Raw genomic sequence first — 18,895 nt, 5'->3', positions numbered from 1 at the left:
TCCAGTTCGACTACTAATAACGTAGTTTCGTATGCACGGGTCTTGCCATTGCGGTGAGAGCTGTTTGAAAGGAAGCAGATGGACACCGATTTCTACCGCATGAAGCGCTTGCCGCCTTACGTTATCGCTGAAGTCAATGCGATGCGGCACGCGGCGCGTCAGGCGGGCGAAGACATCATTGATTTGGGTATGGGTAATCCTGATCAACCGCCGCCTGCGCATGTGATCGATAAATTGTGCGAGGTGGCACAGAAGCCCGACGCGCATGGTTATTCGCAGTCGAAGGGCATTCCTGGTCTGCGCAAGGCGCAAGCTAACTATTATGAGCGCCGATTTGGCGTGACACTGGATCCCGAGCGCGAAGTTGTCGTGACAATGGGGTCAAAGGAAGGTCTGGCAAGCCTCGCCAATGCCATAACGGCGCCGGGAGATGTCGTTCTGGCGCCTAATCCGTCTTACCCGATCCACACGTTTGGATTCATCATTGCAGGGGCCGCGATCCGCTCGGTCCCGACAACCCCGGACGAAGAGTACTGGCGTTCGCTGGAAAGTGCGATGAATTACACCGTGCCGCGGCCAAGCGTTCTGGTTGTGAATTATCCGTCCAATCCTACCGCAGAAGTGGTCGATCTTGCTTTCTATGAACGGTTGGTCGACTGGGCGCGTGACAACAAGGTCTGGATTCTCTCGGATCTTGCCTATTCCGAGCTCTACTATGACGGCAAGCCCACGCCTTCGATCATGCAGGTGAAGGGTGCGAAAGATGTCGCAATCGAGTTTACCAGCATGTCAAAAACATACTCCATGGCCGGCTGGCGTATGGGCTTTGCGGTTGGAAACCAGCAATTGATTGCAGCGATGACACGGGTCAAAAGCTATCTTGATTACGGCGCGTTCACTCCGATCCAGGCAGCAGCCTGTGCAGCGCTGAACGGGCCGCAGGATATCGTCGAAACCAATCGTCAGCTTTATCACAAACGGCGCGATGTCATGGTAGAGGCGTTTGCGCGCGCTGGATGGGAAATCCCTTCGCCTGCTGCATCGATGTTCGCCTGGGCACCTCTGCCGCCGGCTCTGGCTCACATGGGGAGTTTGGAATTCTCCAAGCAATTGCTGACCGAGGCAAAGGTCGCAGTTGCTGCTGGCGTGGGGTATGGCGAGAAAGGAGAGGGGTTTGTGCGAATCGCGATGGTCGAGAACGAGCAAAGACTTCGGCAGGCTGCCCGTAATATAAAGAGATATTTCAACTCTTTGGGTATTAACAGTTCCGCCGCTTAGCCAAACTTAACCGGACCTATTTGCCTTTTGGTCGAAACCCACGCGCACCGTGTGGTTGGTGTGTTATCTCACGGTGTTGGGCCGCAATATGAGGAGGAACGAATGGCTACCGCATCTGCGCGAAAGCTGACTAATCGTCAGTATTTCGTGCTGCACATTAGATAGTCGGACGCACTCATACTGGACACTCGGCAGAGCTTGCGCCACTTTCTGCTCAATTCAATCAAGCGAGGCGCAAATGCAGTTTAGAGATAGGGTATCCATCGCATCGGGCGATGATGGAGTTGCGCAGGTCCGGTTGATCCGAGCAGACAAGATGAACGCGCTCGATCCGGACATGTTCGAAGCGATTATCGAGGCTGGCCAGGCTCTTCACAAGATGAAAGGCCTAAGGGTCGTCGTGCTTGCCGGAGAAGGGCGCGCATTTTGTGCAGGCCTTGATCTTTCCAACTTTGCCCGCAAGCCATCACCTGATGAGCCAGAGCTAACTGATCGAACGCATGGCAATGCTAATCGTCCACAGCAGGTTGCCATGCAATGGCGCAAGCTCCCTGTGCCTGTAATTGCAGCAGTTCACGGGGTGTGCTTTGGAGGCGGCCTGCAGATTGCCAGTGGCGCCGACATCCGGATCGTTCATCCAGACACTCGTATGGCAATCATGGAATTGAAGTGGGGCCTCGTGCCCGACATGGGCGGTTACGCATTGTGGCGCGGCTTGGTGCGCGACGATGTGCTGCGTGAGTTGGTTTATACCAATCGCGAATTCAACGGCACTGAAGCGCAGGGATTTGGTCTGGCCACGCATATTGATAATGACCCACTCGAAAAGGCTACTGCGCTTGCGGGCGAAATTGCCAATCGCAACCCGCACGCGGTCCGCGCTGCAAAGCGGCTTCATGCCGGGATGGTTGAACTGGGTACTGACGCAATACTTATGGAAGAAAGCCTAGAGCAGCACGCGATCATGCGCTCCAAGAATCAGGTAGAAGCTGTCATGGCCGGCATGGAAAAGCGCGCACCGAAATTTGAGGATGTTTGAGAGGGCGACGAACTCTTATCCGAAGATCGCAACCGATTGCAGGCCGTCGATAACCTGCTGGCCTGCGCTGTTCCAAAGCCGCAAGCGTTCAGATGAATACCCATTGTCAGCGTGCTGACTGGCGTTCTCCGACACCCACCAGCCATCTTCAGTCTGCGGATCGGTTTCCAGCAGATTGAACGACCAGTTGATTGAACTGATCGGGCCCTGCCGCTGCATCGCCCGCATCGCACCAGGGGGCAATACATCGCCCAGCAAGATAAGCTCGCTGATTGGATCGAGTTCTTCGCGATGCTTGAGCCGGGCCCAGCGTCTGACAACCGGTTCGCCTGGTCCACTCACATCCTGCGCTCGGCGAATCTCGAAATTGTTGCGAAGGAAGCTGGGGCCCTTGTCCGACATCACGTCTTCGCTTTCTTCCGCGGGGGGCGGAAAGTCAGACGGTTTCATTGTCGGGTAGAGCGCATTTGGTTCCCTCGGCTGAGCAAAAAGAAAGAATGCCGTAAGCGCCAAAGCGCCATCCTGATAGAGTTCGCTTCGCAATTGCTTTACGCTGCGCCCTTGTCGTACGATCTCTGCCCGAAGTTCCACTCTACCTCCAACAGGTGCAACAAAGCCGACTTGTGCTGCCCTCAGCGGTGGTAAGTCGGTGAAAGCGCGAATTGCATGAGTGTAGGCAATTAGTGCCGAAGCACCGCCATAGAGCGTACGCCCCTGCATCCAGTTTTCAGCATCGGGCAAATCAATCACCGCAGTTTGACCGGTGATCGGTGCAAGAAACGATTGGATAGACATGGTGAGCTTCCTGTCCGCTTTGCCTGCGTTCGTCCAGCCTGACCTAACGTCACCTATCAATATGATTGCCAATATGTTCACGAATCGCTAGTTGGCCGCTTCCGCGCCCGAAAGGGTTGGGATGAGGCCCGATGGCGGAGTGGTGACGCAGAGGACTGCAAATCCTTGTACGCCGGTTCGATTCCGGCTCGGGCCTCCACATCTCAAACGCGAGAATGTGCCGCTTTAGCTCAGTTGGTAGAGCACATCATTCGTAATGATGGGGTCACGTGTTCGAGTCACGTAAGCGGCACCACCTTCTTAGAGATATATAACCTAGGATAGCTCGCAGCTTGCTGGCGAACGGTCGTTCGGCTGGACCGCAGTTTGGGTCCTGCTTGGGTCGCTTTGGGCAGGGAAGGGCAGCTTTTGTCTGCGAAAGTGCGACCCCATCATCACTGATGATGGGGTGGAAAGCGGACATTTCCAGAAAGCCCGCTCTCCATCACCTCAGTTAGAAGCCTTTCTGCCAGCCGATAGTTGCAAACCACTGGCCTGACATCTGAGGTCCATTGAGGTCCTGATACGCAGGCGCTCCAATCTCGATACCTATTCGGTGACCGGCCAAACCGCCATGTGTTGCGACGAAGTTGATACCGCCAATTAGGTCAAGACGTTCACCGCCTTGAAAGTCAGGATTGGCTGTCTGGACGGGTCCCATGATATTGCTATCAAGCCCGTCCACTTTCCCGGTCGTGCGGCCCCGGACGCGGCCTGAAAGGCTGATCCATTGAGCAGGTCGATAGCTGATCCAAGCGCTGCCTTCGTAGAGATCGCCGAAGGAATATCCTGCGTCGTTGTCGCCCATTTTGATTGATGCGGTGGCTTGCGCCCCAAATCCAAGCGCGCCGCGTCGAGCTTTATAAGTGAGCGCTGGCTCTAAGTCCCAAGTCCCGGTGCCTGTCTGCATCATGTAAGGAACACGGATCGTGGGATTTCCGCCCATCGGCGTAAGGATGTCATCGGTTTGACTGATAGAACCGGTGGGCACGCTAATGCCTGCTTTGAGCGTTAGCTCATCGCGCACATCGTCTTTAGCGTCTGGTATGCCCAGAAGCGGGAACAAGGCCGCTACTTTGGTATCGCCAATCGCCTTTGGATTGGTTGTGAAAGTGCCCAAACGGTCGGTGCCCATTCCGCCTTGGAAAGTGATGTGCTCCATCTCTTTCTCGATATAGTTGCCCATCACCATAAGCGTGACTTTGTCCGAGGGTGCATACATCATGCCGAGCATATACATGTCGGTGCGCATTTCGGTCGGGACAATACGCAGCGTAGGTGGCTGCATCGGCATTCCGAAAAAGCGATTGGGCACGGTTGTGATGATAGTTTCGGGCTCAACACTGTCAGTGCCGATCTGATTGCCTTGCATCTCCATATGCATCGCGCGGAAAGAGAACATAACCTCGCCCTTCTTGTGAGCGTGGTCTGCCATCACACCGATCGGTGCATGGTCATCTGCATAGACATCATGCGCTGCAGCGGACGTCGAAAGTGCGAGTGTCGAAACGGCACCCGCAATAAAGATTGCGTGTTTCATTTAAAAGTTCCTGATTGTGTAGTGCTGCGCCCCAGCAGAGGCGCGGTTCGTCGCGACTACAGTTCAGGCGGCCCCGTTGCTGGGGGGAGGTTTGGTGGATAGATCGCAGTCAGAACTGCAAGCCTCGGCGATGGGATTACAATTCTCGATTGTTCACGATGCACAACGGCCGGACTTTCCGGCAAATTTGCCGCGACGGTGACCGCATAGTTGCAGCGGCTTTCATGTGATGTGTCGTCGTGATTTGCGTGAGACGAATGTCGGTCGCCATGATCCATTTCTGCGTGATGCATTTCACCATGCATCGCTTGCTCAGGAGTGCCCTGCGGTGGCTCCATGGTTCCATCGCAAATACGAAGAATGAAGGCTCCATCATCCGCCTTGGCAGGCATATAGCCAAACGGCATCGTCACGGAGGAAATTACGGCCAGCAAGGCTAGAAGAAATGCGGGGCGAAACACGCGCGCGTCTTATAAACCCGAAGATGCTCTGGCCAGCAAAATCGTGGTCACTGACTGACGGCTTCGACGGGATGCAAATACAGGCCGGTTAGTGTCCGCAATTGGGTCGTTAGCAGTCCGTCTGCTATCGGGCTGTTATCCTAGTGGGTTATATGGCTGCTATTGAGCGCTAGAAGGGTCCGATTGCGTTCACCAGAAGGACAGGGTCCCAATCTTAGGTCTAAAAGACTGCGGCCGCCGCGATTTGAAAATGGGAGATGGCAAAATGTTGCGAACTGTATCTTCTGGAAATCATCGGGTTGGTCGATGGCTTTTCTTACTAGTCGCCTCGGCCATAATGCTTGTCCCGGCCGTTGCTATGCAAATCACCAGCGAGGTTAACTGGGGGCTCGAAGATTTCGGAGCTATGGGGTTGATGCTTATCGTTGCAGGCTTGCTGATGGAAGCATCAAGCCGAGTAACCAATACAACTCTTCAGACGGGACTTGGGGTTAGCTTCATTATCTTGGCGTTCTTCGCAGTCTGGGCCGAACTAGCGGTAGGTATCTTCTAATCATCGTATCGATAGAGAGGTTTCGTCTCTACTCGGCGAAGGCGGGACGGCCACTTCCGTTACAACTTGGGAAGAGCTTGGGTCTTAGGTAGAGGTCTTTATCCTTGCATCCGTAAGCGCAAGATATCGAACATGATGTCAGTCTGATACCCCTTCTTTCGTAATGATGGGGTCACGTGTTCGAGTCACGTAAGCGGCACCACCTTCTTAGAGATATATAACCTAGAATAGCTCAGAGTTTGCTGGCGAACGGCCTTTCGGCTGGACCGCAGTTTGGGTCCTGCTTGGGTCGCTTTGGGCAAGGAAGGGCAGCTTTTAGCTGGGAAGAAGCGACCCCATCATGACTGATGATGGGGTGGAAAGCGGACTTCAGTTTTGGCCTTAGTCAGCAGGTCCTGTTTTCAACACCGCGCCGACAGTTATTCGCAATTGATTTTCGAACGCAGCATCAACCCTATCTATGGACTGCGCGCCGAAGATTCCGCGAAACGTGGGTCCCGACACGGCGTGATAATTCACAGCTCCCAATAGCTGTATGATCGCGGCTAGAACTTTCTCGTCGCTGGCCTTCGTCCACCTAGGAACCGCACGGAGCATAGCAGTCAGTTCTTCCAGGAAGGATTTCAGATACCAGCTGCCGGCCATTTCCGCACGCGCTCGATTGTCAAGAATCTCTCTCATCAGTAGCCTCGATCTGCTTACCTTTTCTGGGGTGTCTGAAATCATCGCCACGAAGTATTCAACGAGTTGCTCTGCGGGATCATCGCTCAGATCTGATCCCGGGCGTAGCTCTGCAAGTTCGTTCGCGATTTGCTCAAGAACGAGCCCGTAAAGTTTTGCCTTGGTTCCGAAATGATGGAGCAGGGCTTGCTTGGTCAAACCAAGCTCAGCGGCGATTTGCGCGATGCTGACCCCATAGAAGCCCCTGTCTGCGAACAACTCACGTGCTTCGGCAATCATCCGGTCACGGGTGGAGGTGGGTTCGATGACGGCGTCTGACATTTGCGAGACTTGACACTTACCGAGCGGTAAGTCAAATACCTACCGATCGGTAAGGAGATTCGCATGGAACGGACAACAGAACTGGAGTTGATCGACGAATTGCTCGAACTCAAAGCCGCCAAATCACCTTTCCTCGATGAGCAGGTCGTTCTCAGCCCGGTCGAAAATTACGTGAGCGACGAGCAGTTCAAACGCGAGCAGATGGCGATTTTCCGCCAATTGCCACATTCGCCAGCTCATTCGAGCGAGCTGGATGGTGCGGGTGCATTCCTGCGGTGCGAGGTCGCAAATCTTCCGGTGCTGCTGACTAGAGACAAGCAGGGTGTCGTGCGCGCATTCCTCAATGTGTGCCGCCATCGCGGCGCACGCTTGGTGGAAGAAGATGCTGGCTGCAAACATCGCTTCACCTGCCCTTATCACGCGTGGACCTATGCCAGTTCTGGTGAGCTAGTCGGCGCACCGCATTTCGAAAGCGGCTTTGAAGGCGTCGACAAGTCCAAGATCGGCTTGAAGGAATTGCCCGCAAAGGAAGCATACGGATTGATCTGGGTTGTTCCTGATCCCGGCGGCACGTTCGATTTCGATGACTACTTCGCTCCTATGGCTGACGAGATAGAGAGTCTGGGCATGGCGAATATGGTGATCGCGGCGGATGACCGGATTGAGAGCGCGGCGAACTGGAAAATCATCGTCGAAGGCGGAATCGAGGCCTATCATTTCCGCGTAGCTCATCGCGCCACAATCGGTCCCTACTTCGAGGACAATCTGTCCAGTTACCGTGCCTATGGACCGCACATGCGATCAGTTCTTCCGCGCACCACCATGGCTTCGCTCAGCGATGAAGATCGAGAACAATGGCATGTGCGCGATCACGCCAATGTGCTTTATACCTTGTTTCCTACAACCCAGTTGTTGGTGCAGCAGGACCATGTCGTTTGGATCACCAGCCAGCCTTCCGGTCCCGGGCAAACAGGATTGAGGCTTGTCACTCTGGTTCCCAAGAGTGGGCCTTTGGCTGAAGGCAAGGATGACGCGTATTGGCGCCACAATCACAACATCACGATGATGACTCTCGAAGAAGACTTTGAGATCGGCGAAGGCATCCAGGCAGGTCTGGCATCCGGCGCCAACGATGTACTGACCTTTGGAAGGTTCGAAGGTGCGCTCAATCAATTCAACCGAACTATCGATGCTTATATTGGGAAGAGCGAGGCAGCATGACAGACACGCGTTTCAATCCCCCGAACGGCGGCCTTGTGCCGCATATGGGCATTACTCTGGTGGGCGAAGGTGACGGTTGGCTCGAAGCAAAGATGGAGATTGGCCCGGTCCACCTTCGCTCCGGTGCTAACGCACTACACGCGGCGAGTGTAGTTGCGCTTGCGGACTCTGTTTGCGGGTTTGCAGCGGGCAATTCTTTACCGGATAGAGCAAAGGGCTATACCACCGTCGAACTCAAATCGAACTTCGTTGGTACTGCCAGCGATGGCACACTGATTGCTCGCTCATCAGCTACACATCTAGGGCGCAGCACTCAGGTATGGGACTCCATTGTCACGCACCAACAATCTGGACGGAATATCGCTTTCTTCCGGTGCACACAGATGATCTTGTACTGAGACGAATTAATGTCTGATTTTGGGTCGTAGGCTGACGTTCTGCTTTTCTACGTTCCGCTTGGGTTCATGCCGTTCGAAGTGTATCATCGCGACATGCAATGCATTGGGAGAGGTGCAATGAGCAAGTTGCTTTTGACTGGATTGGTTGGTTCGTTTCTGATTGCAGGCGCGGCTCACGCAGCTGGTGCAGACTATTATCTAAAGATTCCACCGATCAAGGGCGAGAGTGAGGCGATGAAGCCTGGCATTGAGCCAGACGAGATCGATAACAAGGCCGCGGCTCCAGCAAGAGCACGGGTTGGAGACGTTACGCTGAAACGCGGGGTGACGGCCTCGTCCGAGGGCGGCAATGCAGAGACGACATTCAAGGTTGAGAAGGGAGAGAAGGCCGCAGACGAAGGGCACAAGGATTGGATCGAACTGCTCTCGGTGAGTGAAGCGGCTTCTACGCAGGCAACTGGGCGACGAACCTATGAACCAATCACCATTCGCAAGCGCATCGACAAATCAAGTCCAGACCAGCAACAGCCTGATCAGCCCGGTGATCTTGCCGCCCCAAGCAACGACCCGATAGCAATTGGTTTGCTACTCCCTGCTGTGCAGAAAGTGCGCGAGGCGGTCGCTCGCACCGAAGCCTGGCCGAGTTGTACGCCAGGTCAAAAGTTGCCTGGCGTTGAGATCATGGAGGCTTCCACAAAGCGAACAGGCCGCATTCTCGATGCCACGGTAAGTCAGTGCGAATCGGAGCAGGTGAGCTTCAACTTCACCAAGATCGAGTGGGATTGAGCCCACGCTCAGCCCCTTATCTGCGCAAGGGTATGTGAGCGGGAGCTCTCAGCTATCCGGCGCGACTATGTTGTCCAACAGGATCTGTTGCACAACACCGCGAAGAAAGGTGCAGTTCGGACCAACCGGAGAATTGACCAGTAGCGCCATTTCCATGTTGTCAGGAAGGAGCAACAAAAGGCTCTGTTCCTGGCGTTGTCCTACAGGGCAATCCGCCTGCTCCCGCCAACTGCCGTTCTTGTGATAGACAAAGCCCATTGTAGTGGCCCACCGGCCGTCGAAGCCATAGCGGTTTGCAATCGCGGAGGCGGCTTCTCCCTGAGAGACAATCTTTCCAGTGTACCGATAGGTGGCCGCTACATCGAGGATTTCATCGACGGACAAATGCCATCCGCCAGAACCAGCACGCCATGACAAGTTGCCCGAGTTCCAACCCGAACCGCCATTGAAGGCATAGGCGATCGCAGTGTTTGCACTTTTGCCAAAGCCTGCATTGGTTACCCCTGCAGGTGCAAAGACGTTCTTCTCCACATAGTCTCGGTAGGCAGCGGTAGTCGCCGCGTTCCAGACGCTGTCGTTCAGGCCCACCGGACCGAGGTTCAGGTTTCGCCCGACATATCCACCCACGGTCGCGATGAGGATCCGTTGGAGACCAAAATTGGTATTCTCATAGTTGAAGCTTGTCGGGAGATTGGACGTCACACCGCCAGCCACCAATTGTCTCATGGTTGCGAAGTCAGTCGAGCCTGAGTTAGCGAGACCTGACGAATGGGTCATCAACATCTCAAATGTGATGTCGTCGACATTGGCACCCCGCGTCCAATAAGCAGGCAGCCACTGCGCGATCGGTGTATCGGGATCGATGTTGCGGCGATCCAGCAGATCGACCATCGCAACCGCTGTGATGAACTTGGAGACGCTGGCGATATTCATTCGTCGATCCGGATTCCAACCGCGCTGGCCGTCCCCTGGCCGGCGTGCCCAATTCCACTGGAGTGTATAGATGTTCTGACCATTGCGTCGCAGACGCATTGTGTATCCTTGTACACTTCCGCTTAGAGCTTGATGCAGGTCTTGACCGAAGCCCGCAACATCAAGGCTGGGTTGAGGCGGCGCAGCGAGTTGGTCATTGCCCGAAGGAGTAGGTCGTGTCGTGCGGCGTTGGATCTGTGCCCTGACAGGAGGCAGGACGTTCTCAGGAGAAGCTGTTGCTCGATCTATTGGCCGCAATCGCGACAATGCTGCAATCTGCGCTCGGCTCACTGCGCGTTGGCCAGCGCTTTCTTGTTCTTGCCGTTCACGCGATGCCGCATCGCGAGGAGCGCGCTCTATCTGTGCAGCAGCGGCAAGAACATCGTTTACCGATATTCCCGATATACTCGCGTCGACCTTTGATCGCGTGGCTGCCTCACTCAATTGCAGCTGCAAACTGGGAGGGTCGATCTGTGTCATCCCGGTAGCGCGAGCTGGAACAACCCGTTGGGATTGAACTGGGCGAGCTTGCTGTTCTTCTTCGGCAGACACGAAACTTGCCGCTCCAATTGCCGACCCAAAGCACAACACCGTGCCGCAAACTATCTTGTATGGAGCCATTGATCCCTCCCGAACTGCTGCGCCCCCACATAGGTGCTCCTTTACACCTAAACACACTCAAAAGCGATTATAGACCCAAGCGTCGGGAAAAGGATTTCATCACTTGGTAAATAAGACGACCCAAGGTCTGATATTGGGTCGCAACCGGACAGTCTGCTTTGACCGTAGTTTGGGAACAGCTTGGGTCTTAGGCAGAAGTCATTATCTCTGTGGCCTTAAGCACAAGATATCGAACATAATGTCTGTCTGATACCCCTTCTTTCGTAATGATGGGGTCACGTGTTCGAGTCACGTAAGCGGCACCACCTTCTTAGAGATACATAACCCAGGATAGATCGAAGCTGACCGGCGAAAGGCCGTTTGGCTGGACCGCAATTTGGGTCCTGCTTGGGTCGCGTTGGGTATGGAGCCGTGCTAATCATCGAAGCGTCAATGGCGGACGAAAGATGTTTTGGGAGATGCCTGTTGTCCCATTTTTAACCGTCCGTAGCTACAAAGTTGCCCCAAAGAACGAGACATGTAATCCCGCTACCATGTCTGAGAGACCATATCTTGCGCAGATAGATGCATTGCGGGGTATCGCTGCGATGCTCGTAGCGTGTTTTTACCATATCAGGGCAGTCTACTTTCAAAGCGGTGGCTTAACCCCACTTTCGACTTTCCAGCCATTCTATTGGTTGCAGTTTAACGGCTATTTGTTCGTCGATCTCTTTTTTGTCATTAGTGGTGTTGTTTTTACACATAAGTATCTCGTTGATGGAAAGATGAAGCGAGGGGTCACGTTCGCTGGCTTCTTTAAGGCTCGAATTGCCAGACTATATCCTCTTCACCTTTTCACGCTTCTCGTGGTTGCAGGCTGGGCAACAAATGCGCCGCTCAATACGCTTGAAGCCTTTTTCGCTCATTTGTTCTTTCTAAATGTCTTCACGCAGAACCCAACTCAGACCTTCAATGGTCCAGCTTGGTCATTATCAGTCGAGATGTTTTGCTATTTGGTTTTCGCGCTAGCTGCTCTTTGGGGACGTGTAGGGCTGGTTGCTCTAGCCTGTATTCTAGGAGGACTGCTTCTCGCTCTCGATCCAAATTCAAGCGGCTGGACTTCATCCGGATTGCTCGCTCGTGGTCTCTTCGGTTTTTTTGTAGGCCATGTCGTCTACAGGCTCGCGATCTCCAAACACGTACAAATGAAAACTTTATTATTATGTTTGCCACTGCTGAGCTTGCCGGTCTTTTTGGATGGGTTGCTTAGGATTCTGGCATTCAGCGCATTTGTATGGCCAGCCGTCATAATTTTCTCTTTACGACTTGGGGTTTTGGATCATCAAATCTTTAGGTGGCTCGGAGAGCGAAGCTACTCAATCTACCTCGTGCACTGGCCGATATTCTTGCTTATGGCGACCCTGTTTGCCTATTTTGAGCTATCACCTGGCTGGTGGGGGCAATTTTTGGCAATCGTTTTAGTCTTGATGGTAAGCAATACAACGTACCGAGCAATTGAGCTTCCAGCCAAAGAGTTGCTGAAGCGTTACTTCGGGCTAGAAGGACGACAATAGACCAAGCTTAATGACAACTCTTGCGAACGCACTAGTATTTCTCTGATCGATTGTTGACCGACAAAGCAGCTGGTCACGCAGACTGGGACTGGTCTGGGTCGTTGGTGGAAGTGACTATTTCGCGCTCGTAAGCGGAAGATATCGAACATATCGTCTGTCTTATGCCCCTTCTTTCGTAATGATGGGGTCACGTGTTCGAGTCACGTAAGCGGCACCACCTTCTTAGAGATACATAGCTCAGGGTAACGCGAAGTTTCTTTGCGGACGGCTGTTCGGCTGGACCGCGGTTTGGGTCCTGCTTGGGTCGCGTTGGGCAGGAAAGGGCAGCTTTTGGCTGCGAAGGTGCGAACCCATCATGACCGATGATGGGGTGGCAAGCTGGCGAAGCGAGCGTAACAGACTTCACTACTTTCATTCGGCCGGTTCATCTGACTCCAAAACCGCTGCCATTGGGGTTGTTCGTGGCAGACTTTGAAAGATTTGCTGCTCGCTTGCAGGAACTGCATGGCGTACCAAAGTACGCCAGATCCCGAAAAGGGCAGCACCCGCCGCTAGTGCCCCAATCACCGCAAAGAGGCCTGGTGGACCGAATGCGCTCATCGCACTGGAACCGATCATCGGCCCTGCCATCGCGCCGGCGGAGTATGTCAGCACCAAACCGCTGCTCGCGCCTACGCGTTCATCTTCTTCCAAATGGTCATTCGAATGCGCGACACAAAGTGGATAGAGCGCAAATGCAAACCCTCCAAACACGCTGCCCATCGCGATTGTGCCAAACGCAGGTAACTTAGCCGCTGCGATGACCGCACTGATCCCCGCAGCCACTGCGAAACACAAAATGATCACACGCCGCCGATCGAATTTGTCAGAGAGCCTACCCAGCGGATATTGCAATGCTACACCTCCGGCAATCACGCAGGACGTGAACAGCGCAACCTGTGCCAGGCCCATTCCAATGCGCTGCACATAGACCGCGCCCATCGCGTAAAAGGCGCCCAACATCGCACCTGTGACAAGTGTGCCAACAATCCCAAGTGGAGAGGCTTCATAGAGCCTGCGGATGGAGAAGGGTTTGATCGCTTCGACCTGAGGTTGTTCCATGCGTGTGAGCAGCACGGGAAGCAATGCGATGGACAGAAGAACAGCGGAGATCATGAAAGGAAGATCAGGCGCATTCTGTCCCAGATTGAGCAAGAACTGCCCGGCAGCCTGCCCGCAGTAGAGCGCGATCATGTAAGCGGCGAGCATCGTACTGCGGTTGGCCGGAGTTGCTTGTCGGTTGAGCCAGCTTTCAAGGCAGACGAATACTCCGGCCATTGCAAACCCATCGATGAAGCGGAGCACGACCCAAACGGTCGGCTCGTTGAGGATCGCATAAGTCAAACTGCTGGCGGAAAAGATCGTCACAAATGCCGCGAAGGCGCGGATGTGTCCTATGCGGGCGATCAGCGCCTCGACCCTGAGTGATCCGAGAGTGAGTCCCGTGAAATAGCTCGTAGCCGCGAGACCAATTATGAGCGAAGGAACGCCCGCGCTCTCTAGCCGGACTGCAATTAACGTTGAGAGGAAGCCGCTACCCACCATCAGGATAAAGATCGCGCTCAACAACGCGCGAACTGAGAGGGCGGAAGCAATCATACCGGCCAATTAACGCGGTTGCCGACTTGCATCAAAATATTACTGAGTGAATGTGCCCGGTTCTATGTGATCAGAGTGTGTCGGCCAAGGCTTGCTTGAGTGGATCAAGCCAAGGCTCAAAAGGTTTCCAGGCATCCTGACCCTTGCGGTTGATGGGCTGGCGGACTTGCTCGCTGCTGGCGGTACGTACAGCTCGTTCCGTTTTGTGAAAATCTAGGCAGGCCTGTTCAAACGGCAGGCCGATGAAATCAAGCACGCGGCGCGTCTGCCCTTCAAGATCATCCAGCACGTCCTCGTGTTGCACGCGTAATACCTTGCCTGGCAATACAGCGTCCCAATGATCCATCAAGTCGACATAGTTGGCGTAGTAGCGACCGACTTCATGCAGACCGTAAGTGAATTCCTGCCCCTCGGCGAACAGCTGCTTGAAACCAGAAAAGCAGCAATCCATTGGCGCACGACGTGCATCGATGATCTTGGCATTGGGCAGGATCAGATGGATCAGGCCAATGTGCCGAAAATTGTTGGGCATCTTGTCGATGAAGAATGGCGCGCCTTGGCGATGAATCTGGGTATCGGCGATGAACTGCTCACCGAACTTAGCCAGTTGATCTGCCGTAAGCTCGTGTAGGATTTGCGGATAGCGCGATTGTCCCGCTCGTTTGCCGCGCAACCGATGAGCGAGCGCGAGAATATTCGGGAGTTCAAGCGTGCCATCGATCTGACTGTGGCTGGCGAGGATTTGCTCAAGCAGTGTCGATCCGGCCCGCGGCAAGCCAAGAATGAAGATCGGATCAGTCGCGAGATGGCCTGAACCTGTGTGTTTGTCGAAAAGATCGACCGTACAGGCTTCCTTTTGAGCTGCCAGCTCGCGCGTCATCGCATCTGCGCTGTAACGCGTCTGTGCGCGCTTCAAGGCATTGCCTTCATCGTAGTGCTTGAAGCTCGCTTCATAGTCACCGCGATCCTCCAGCGCCTTGCCCAGCGCGAAGGACAGGTGCACCCGATCCATGAATGCCAGGTCAGCCCGTTCAGTTTGCGTGCGCATCGCATCGATCTCGGCATCTTCGAAGCGGTAAGTCTTCAGATTTGCCAGCGCATAATGGGCATCGCCGTGATCAGGTTTGGCTGCAATCGCGGCGCGGTAGCTTTCGATAGCTTCAGAACTTTGGCCTAACGTCTTAAGCGCATGCCCCTTGCTCGTGAGCGTCACCGGATCGCGGGGAAGCTTCGCCAACACCGCATCGAACAGCTCAAAGGCACGTTCATAATCACCGGTCTGCATGCTTTCGATTGCAAGTTGTGACTGGAACAGCGGATTTTCGGGATCACGTTGATGCAGGGCCTCTGCCTGATCGTGCGCCCTGTCGAATTTCTGGCGGCGGCGCAGAACATCCGTGTAGTCGAGCCGAAGCTGAATGTTCTCAGGCTCGAATGCGACTGCGCTTTCCAACAAGAATTCCGCGTCGTCTAGAATGCCAAGCTCAATGCCGATCTTGGCGAGCAAACGCATTCCTTCGACATTCTTCGGGTTGTTGCGCAAAAAATGGCGGCAGATTTCCTCTGCTCTGAGCAAGCGGCCTTCGTGCAGGTGGTTAGTGACCGCCAGAAGCTCTCGCGGCAGCTGCGCGATTCGATCAAGTTGCGCTGTCGCCGCCTGAGCTTCTGCTGTCCGACCCATTTCAGCCAGCAGCTTCGCTTGCTCCCGCCAGCTTGCACCAAGCGCGGGATTAAAGCGCGTAGCTCGAGAAAAACCCTCCAACGCTTTCGTCTTGTCACCTGCCGCAAGAGCAAGGTGTCCCTCCTCCTGCCATGCACGCCCATATTCGGGCATAGCCTGATGAAGTGAGCTGAGATGCTTTTCAGCATCGGCATGCCTACCCAGATAACGATTGGCGACAGCGGCCAGATAAAGCGCTTCGGGATCGCTTGGCTCGTCCGCCAGCAGCTCTTCAGCGAGCTTCAGTCCTTTGCCGAATTCGCTTGCCTTTAATACCGCTTGAGCTGTCTTGAGCTGCTCTTCCCGCGTTGACATGCGTGACCCTTACATAGCAAAATGGTGGAGGTGAACCCGTTCAGGCTCACCCCCACCGCTGCATTTCATGCGCTGCTCGATCAGTAGTCGAACGAAACGCGCATACCGACCGTCATCGGACGATTGGTGGTGATGCGCGCGCGGTCGAAAACGAAGTTACCAGAAATCTGCGCCCGTGTGTCGAACAGGTTCTCTCCATAAACTTCAAACTTCCACTGACCACTTTCGACGCCGGCGGAAAGATCGAACACGGTATAGCTATCGAGCTCTAGCTTGTTGATCTCGATAATGTCCGTAAACTTCGATGCCGAATGCGAAACCTGCGGCTGGATAAACGCCCCAAGCGTGTTGCTTAGATCCCATTCGTAGCGGACTCGGATGTTGCCCTGGAACGATGGTGCAAAGGCAAGTTCTTCGCCTTCGACCACATCGTTCGTCGGGGTTAGCACGTCCGTAATCTCTGTATCTAGGATCGAGAACGCGCCGGCCACTGTTAGGCCGGGAACGGCATAAGGTGCGAATGTAAAGTCGGCTTCAACACCCTTGATCTCTGCATCAGCAGCATTGTCCGAGAAGAACAGGTTCGTGATGCTTGGATCAAAGATTGTCGTCTGCAGACGACTGATGTCGACATAAAACGCGCTGCCGTTCAAACGCAGCTGTCCGTCTGCGAGATCGGTCTTCCAACCAATTTCGTAGTTTTTGACTTCGTCAGTGTCGAGCGCGAACGGTACGGTGAATCCAGCACCATTGCTCGCTCCACCCGGACGGTTCAACAGGCCCGGTCGGAATCCTTCCGAATAGGTCGCATAGAACATCAGGTCGCTATTCGGTGTGTAGGTCAAGGTGCCCTTGAAAATGAAACCGTCGGTGCTCGCGGTATCAGGCGCACCAGCCGTGTTGTCAGGTGCGAATTGAGAGCTGATGTTCGTCCCAGCAAGCTGCGCGTCAGCACCTGTACCTGCTGGTACGCCCGCATTTGGCCCGAAGATCGCCGAATTGAGGTTGAAGAAGGACGAGTTGGCACTGCCTTCCAGATCAACTTCGATATCGTAATAGCGTGCGCCACCTGTGATCGTAAGCGTGTCGGGAATAATGTCGAATGCGACTTCGCCGAAAATGCCCAGCTGCTCATCTGTCCGACGAATATCGTTGCGGAAGATTACGCCTGTTGGGAATGGACCCGCTTCCTGGAAATAGCCTTGCGACGCATTACCGCCGCTGGCAGCACTTGCATTGGTGAGCGGGAAGTTCGGCAGGAAGCCAGTCGTCACACCATCTGCACCGCGAACAAACTGCGAGCCGGGATATGTAAAGTCGTTCAGCTCCTTGAGTTCAAGATCGCTGTAGAAAGCACCCGCAGTCGCACGAATACGTGCATCTTGGGGCGTGCTAACCCGGAATTCCTGCGTAAATACAGTGGTATCCGTATTTGATGCAACAAACAGGTTCGGGGCCTGACAGGTCGGATCGACCGGAGCATTGGTCACATAGCCCGGATAAACCACCGCGGTATCACAGATATAATAGGGCAGGTACTGTCCGACGAAGAGATAGTCTGAATAGTCGACGCGCTGCTGCGTTTCACGGTCAGTGTATGCGCCGCTGTAAACGATATCCAAAGCGCCCAAGCGGCCTTCAACAGTCCAGCTGGTGTTGGAGAAATCGTCTTCAATGCGATCATCTTCGAAACGCTGAATTTCCAGATCATCGAGCCCGTCGAGTTCCGGATCAGCGAAGAACACACCATCGCTCTCAACGCTCTGACGTGAGTGAGCAACAGTTACCTTCCAGTCGGGCGTCACTTCCCAAAGCGCAGTGGCGCGGAAGCCAGAATACTGCGTATCGTTGAAGTCGTCCTCGACAAGAAATGCATTGTCTGCGTCGATCAGATTTACAGCGGATAAATCGGCACCCGCCTGGAAGCCTGCGCGACCGGCGCTGACAGGCACGCCATTGTCACGCAGTGTGCCCGCGGTGCGGAAGCGCCCGCTCTCACTTGCATTGCGCGTTCCAGCGACGTTGTCGATGTACCCGCCTTGGTCATCTAGATAGACTACGCCACGCAATGCAATCGTGTCCGTCACCGGCACGTTCAGCATGGCCTCGGCTTTGTAGCTGGTCTCGCCGCCTTTGGTGAATGAGACGCCAGCTGACGCGCTTGCATCAAAACCGGCAAGGCTCGGCTTATTGGTGATCAGGCGCACAACGCCTGCTTGAGAGCTTGCCCCAAACAGAGTTCCTTGCGGACCGGACAGTACTTCAATGCGCTCCATATCAGCCGCGTAGACATCCAGGTTACGGCCTGGCTGCGATAGCGGTTGTTCATCCAGGTAAAGCGCTACGTTCGGCGCGAGGCCGGCCACACCAGCGGTCGTGAGGTTGGGCGTGGTTGACGCCAGGCCGCGAATGTAAATTGTGCTTTGTCCGGGACCAGAACCGCCGGCAGTTACCGTTGGCAGCTGCTCGAGGTAGTCTTCGAACGTATCGATATTGAGCTGCTCAAGCCCTTCCTGGCCAAGCGCCTGTACCGATACTGGAACGTCCTGCAGGTCTTCGCTGCGACGTTGAGCTGTAACGACGATGACGGGAACACCGCCGGTGCGCTGCTGTGCACCATCCTGTGCTGGTTGGGTTTGATCTTGTCCCGAGGCGGGCGTGGCCATTGCCACTGCGACCGCGCCAAGCGACACACTGCTTGCGAATTTTCTCATTATTGCTGCCCTTTGCTGTTCCCGATCAGACGCACGGCATCGATGCACAAAAGCGCATGGTGCCAGTATTTACGGTCAAAACGGGAGGAAATATGATGAAGTCATACCTTTGAGCACGCGCGATAACAATACATGGAGGAGTCCACCACAGCAGTACGGGTAAAAACTTTGAAAAAAGAATCCTATGTTGCCTCAAAACAACATAGACTCTTCTATGTAAATATAAATCAAATATCGAATATATTTAAAC

At 54.4% G+C, this 18,895-nt stretch carries 15 protein-coding genes and 2 tRNA genes; 9 read left to right on the top strand and 8 right to left on the bottom strand.

The window, feature by feature from the left end:
• The first annotated feature begins 78 nt into the window (after nt 1-78).
• Nucleotides 79-1,278, top strand: a complete 1,200-nt coding sequence (locus A6F69_RS12495) for an LL-diaminopimelate aminotransferase (RefSeq protein WP_067601880.1) — start codon at nt 79-81, stop codon at nt 1,276-1,278.
• Between the two features lie 238 nt (nt 1,279-1,516).
• The gene (locus tag A6F69_RS12490; RefSeq protein WP_067601877.1) at nt 1,517-2,317 is read left to right on the top strand and encodes a crotonase/enoyl-CoA hydratase family protein; all 801 of its coding nucleotides are present in this window, start codon (nt 1,517-1,519) and stop codon (nt 2,315-2,317) included.
• A 15-nt stretch (nt 2,318-2,332) separates the two neighbouring features.
• Here A6F69_RS12490 and A6F69_RS12485 read toward each other — a convergent pair whose 3' ends face one another.
• A complete protein-coding gene (locus A6F69_RS12485) occupies nt 2,333-3,112 on the bottom strand; it encodes a thioesterase family protein (protein ID WP_067603146.1) in 780 nt (259 codons plus the stop codon).
• 125 nt (nt 3,113-3,237) lie between these two features.
• On the opposite strand from A6F69_RS12485, the gene A6F69_RS12480 reads away from it, so the two are divergent.
• Both A6F69_RS12480 and A6F69_RS12475 read left to right on the top strand, forming a co-directional pair.
• Nucleotides 3,238-3,311: transfer RNA gene (locus tag A6F69_RS12480), tRNA-Cys, on the top strand.
• A gap of 20 nt (nt 3,312-3,331) precedes the next feature.
• Nucleotides 3,332-3,407 (top strand) — tRNA-Thr (locus tag A6F69_RS12475).
• A gap of 198 nt (nt 3,408-3,605) precedes the next feature.
• On the opposite strand, the gene A6F69_RS12470 is transcribed toward A6F69_RS12475, so the two are convergent.
• Complete coding sequence (locus tag A6F69_RS12470; RefSeq protein ID WP_067601873.1) at nt 3,606-4,691, bottom strand: alpha-amylase; 1,086 nt, start codon at nt 4,689-4,691, stop codon at nt 3,606-3,608.
• 56 nt (nt 4,692-4,747) lie between these two features.
• The gene (locus tag A6F69_RS12465; protein WP_144573570.1) at nt 4,748-5,152 is read right to left on the bottom strand and encodes a hypothetical protein; all 405 of its coding nucleotides are present in this window, start codon (nt 5,150-5,152) and stop codon (nt 4,748-4,750) included.
• A gap of 358 nt (nt 5,153-5,510) precedes the next feature.
• Here A6F69_RS12465 and A6F69_RS12460 point away from each other — a divergent pair, with 358 nt between their 5' ends.
• Nucleotides 5,511-5,705, top strand: coding sequence for a hypothetical protein (locus A6F69_RS12460; RefSeq protein ID WP_144573573.1), 195 nt, complete (start codon nt 5,511-5,513; stop codon nt 5,703-5,705).
• Between the two features lie 381 nt (nt 5,706-6,086).
• Here A6F69_RS12460 and A6F69_RS12455 read toward each other — a convergent pair whose 3' ends face one another.
• Nucleotides 6,087-6,707 (bottom strand): TetR/AcrR family transcriptional regulator, encoded by a 621-nt coding sequence (locus A6F69_RS12455; RefSeq protein WP_067601867.1) that lies wholly within the window; start codon nt 6,705-6,707, stop codon nt 6,087-6,089.
• A 63-nt stretch (nt 6,708-6,770) separates the two neighbouring features.
• Here A6F69_RS12455 and A6F69_RS12450 point away from each other — a divergent pair, with 63 nt between their 5' ends.
• From A6F69_RS12450 to A6F69_RS12440, 3 genes are all read left to right on the top strand, one after another.
• Nucleotides 6,771-7,928, top strand: a complete 1,158-nt coding sequence (locus A6F69_RS12450) for an aromatic ring-hydroxylating oxygenase subunit alpha (protein ID WP_067601863.1) — start codon at nt 6,771-6,773, stop codon at nt 7,926-7,928.
• Nucleotides 7,925-8,326, top strand: a complete 402-nt coding sequence (locus A6F69_RS12445; RefSeq protein ID WP_067601860.1) for a PaaI family thioesterase — start codon at nt 7,925-7,927, stop codon at nt 8,324-8,326. The genes A6F69_RS12450 and A6F69_RS12445 overlap by 4 nt, the downstream gene beginning before the upstream one ends.
• Nucleotides 8,327-8,443: 117 nt before the next feature.
• Nucleotides 8,444-9,112, top strand: coding sequence for a type VI secretion system tube protein Hcp (locus A6F69_RS12440; protein WP_211352806.1), 669 nt, complete (start codon nt 8,444-8,446; stop codon nt 9,110-9,112).
• A 48-nt stretch (nt 9,113-9,160) separates the two neighbouring features.
• On the opposite strand, the gene A6F69_RS12435 is transcribed toward A6F69_RS12440, so the two are convergent.
• Nucleotides 9,161-10,705 (bottom strand): serine hydrolase domain-containing protein, encoded by a 1,545-nt coding sequence (locus A6F69_RS12435; protein WP_083984805.1) that lies wholly within the window; start codon nt 10,703-10,705, stop codon nt 9,161-9,163.
• 533 nt (nt 10,706-11,238) lie between these two features.
• Between A6F69_RS12435 and A6F69_RS12430 the strand changes: the two genes are divergently transcribed.
• Entirely contained in the window at nt 11,239-12,258 is a 1,020-nt protein-coding gene (locus A6F69_RS12430) for an acyltransferase family protein (protein ID WP_067601850.1), read from the top strand.
• A gap of 411 nt (nt 12,259-12,669) precedes the next feature.
• On the opposite strand, the gene A6F69_RS12425 is transcribed toward A6F69_RS12430, so the two are convergent.
• From A6F69_RS12425 to A6F69_RS12415, 3 genes are all read right to left on the bottom strand, one after another.
• Nucleotides 12,670-13,896, bottom strand: a complete 1,227-nt coding sequence (locus A6F69_RS12425; RefSeq protein ID WP_067601847.1) for an MFS transporter — start codon at nt 13,894-13,896, stop codon at nt 12,670-12,672.
• A 70-nt stretch (nt 13,897-13,966) separates the two neighbouring features.
• Nucleotides 13,967-15,931 (bottom strand): tetratricopeptide repeat-containing sulfotransferase family protein, encoded by a 1,965-nt coding sequence (locus A6F69_RS12420; protein WP_067601844.1) that lies wholly within the window; start codon nt 15,929-15,931, stop codon nt 13,967-13,969.
• Between the two features lie 80 nt (nt 15,932-16,011).
• Nucleotides 16,012-18,645: a TonB-dependent receptor gene (locus A6F69_RS12415; protein ID WP_067601840.1), complete on the bottom strand. Its 2,634-nt coding sequence runs from the start codon at nt 18,643-18,645 to the stop codon at nt 16,012-16,014.
• Nucleotides 18,646-18,895 lie beyond the last annotated feature (250 nt).

The sequence above is a fragment of the Altererythrobacter ishigakiensis genome, assembly GCF_001663155.1.
Lineage (GTDB): Bacteria > Pseudomonadota > Alphaproteobacteria > Sphingomonadales > Sphingomonadaceae > Erythrobacter > Erythrobacter ishigakiensis.
This window is presented reverse-complemented; position numbering and strand designations above follow the sequence as displayed.

Coding starts and splice junctions, on each gene's coding strand:
- A6F69_RS12495 (WP_067601880.1), top strand. CDS start 79: ATGGACACCGATTTCTACCGCATGAAGCGCTTGCCGCCTTACGTTATC.
- A6F69_RS12490 (WP_067601877.1), top strand. CDS start 1,517: ATGCAGTTTAGAGATAGGGTATCCATCGCATCGGGCGATGATGGAGTT.
- A6F69_RS12485 (WP_067603146.1), bottom strand. CDS start 3,112: ATGTCTATCCAATCGTTTCTTGCACCGATCACCGGTCAAACTGCGGTG.
- A6F69_RS12470 (WP_067601873.1), bottom strand. CDS start 4,691: ATGAAACACGCAATCTTTATTGCGGGTGCCGTTTCGACACTCGCACTT.
- A6F69_RS12460 (WP_144573573.1), top strand. CDS start 5,511: ATGCAAATCACCAGCGAGGTTAACTGGGGGCTCGAAGATTTCGGAGCT.
- A6F69_RS12455 (WP_067601867.1), bottom strand. CDS start 6,707: ATGTCAGACGCCGTCATCGAACCCACCTCCACCCGTGACCGGATGATT.
- A6F69_RS12450 (WP_067601863.1), top strand. CDS start 6,771: ATGGAACGGACAACAGAACTGGAGTTGATCGACGAATTGCTCGAACTC.
- A6F69_RS12445 (WP_067601860.1), top strand. CDS start 7,925: ATGACAGACACGCGTTTCAATCCCCCGAACGGCGGCCTTGTGCCGCAT.
- A6F69_RS12440 (WP_211352806.1), top strand. CDS start 8,444: ATGAGCAAGTTGCTTTTGACTGGATTGGTTGGTTCGTTTCTGATTGCA.
- A6F69_RS12435 (WP_083984805.1), bottom strand. CDS start 10,705: ATGGCTCCATACAAGATAGTTTGCGGCACGGTGTTGTGCTTTGGGTCG.
- A6F69_RS12430 (WP_067601850.1), top strand. CDS start 11,239: ATGTCTGAGAGACCATATCTTGCGCAGATAGATGCATTGCGGGGTATC.
- A6F69_RS12425 (WP_067601847.1), bottom strand. CDS start 13,896: ATGATTGCTTCCGCCCTCTCAGTTCGCGCGTTGTTGAGCGCGATCTTT.
- A6F69_RS12420 (WP_067601844.1), bottom strand. CDS start 15,931: ATGTCAACGCGGGAAGAGCAGCTCAAGACAGCTCAAGCGGTATTAAAG.
- A6F69_RS12415 (WP_067601840.1), bottom strand. CDS start 18,645: ATGAGAAAATTCGCAAGCAGTGTGTCGCTTGGCGCGGTCGCAGTGGCA.